The organism is Acidovorax sp. HMWF018 (genome assembly GCF_003061035.1).
Lineage (GTDB): Bacteria > Pseudomonadota > Gammaproteobacteria > Burkholderiales > Burkholderiaceae_C > Acidovorax > Acidovorax delafieldii.
Genome location: NZ_QAIM01000637.1, coordinates 1 through 1176, shown reverse-complemented (window position 1 = coordinate 1176; position 1176 = coordinate 1). Strand labels below are relative to the sequence as shown.

Sequence of the window (1176 nt, the reverse complement as noted above, 5' to 3'; positions counted from 1 at the left end):
ACTGAGATAGCCGAGCGTCGAATGCCGGCGCGTCGGGTTGTAGAAGCACTCGATGTAGTCGAACACATCGGAACGGGCCTGCCCTCGTGTGCGGTACACCTTCCTGGCCGTGCGCTCGGTCTTGAGGGAGCTGAAGAAGCTCTCCATGGCCGAGTTGTCCCAGACCTCACCGGCCCGGCTCATGCTGCAAGTGATGCCTTGTTCATCCAGCAGCTTCTGGAAGTGCTCGCTGGTGTACTGGCTACCCTGGTCCGAGTGATGCAACAAGGCCACCGGCTTGCCTCGCCGCCACACGGCCATCATCAGCGCATCCACCACGAGCTGCGAGGTCATGCTCTCCTGCATCGACCAGCCCACGATGCGCCGCGAGTACAGGTCCAGCACCGCCGCCACGTACAGCCAGCCCTCGGCTGTCCAGATGTAGGTGAAGTCGGCTACCCACTTCTGGTTCGGGCCATCGGCCCGGAACTGGCGGTCCAGCACGTTATCGGCCACCGCGCTGCGCGTGCCCCGGTCCTTGGGCAGTCCACGTCGTCGGGGCCTGGCTCGTAGTGCCTGCTCTCGCATGAGTCGCTCGATGCGGTGCAGACCACAGGCTTGACCTTGCTCCAACACGTCGTGCCACACACGGCGCGCGCCGTAGGTGCGGTCGCTGCGCACGAAGCTCTGGTGGACCTGCGCGCCCAGCACTTCATCGCTGAGGCTGCGCTGGCTCCTGGGCCGTGTGAGCCACGCGTAGAAGCCACCCCGCGAGACACCGAGCGCCTCGCACATCAGATTGACCGGCCAGGCCCCTCGGTGTTTCGCCACGAAGCCGAACTTCACATCGACTCCTTCGCGAAGTAGGCCGCGGCTTTTTTCAGGATGTCGCGCTCCATCTTGAGCTTGGCAACCTCCTTGCGCAGTCGCGCTATCTCCGCGTCCTGGGCCTTCTGCTTGCCGTTGCCAGGGAACGCCTCCTGGGGCTCCTCTCGCAACTCACGAACCCACTTGCGCAGCACGTTCTCGTGAACGTCCAGGTCCTTGGCTGCCTGGGCCACAGCCACGCCACGCTCGGTGACCAGCCTGACCGCCTCGAGCTTGAACTCGCGGCTGAATGTCCTTCTTCTCTCCATGAACCACCTCCGGTTTCATCTTCCACCTTAACAAGGTGTCATCGAAACCGGCAGCAGCCCA

General features: G+C 63.8%; 1 protein-coding gene. It reads right to left on the bottom strand.

What is annotated here, in order from left to right; translation table 11 throughout:
• A protein-coding gene (locus DBR23_RS26895) for an IS3 family transposase (RefSeq protein WP_108500112.1) occupies window positions 1–1115 on the bottom strand; the annotation gives its coding sequence in 2 pieces (ribosomal slippage) (window positions 1–854 and window positions 854–1115; 1116 coding nt annotated over the 2 pieces). This gene is flagged as partial in the annotation.
• Window positions 1116–1176 lie beyond the last annotated feature (61 nt).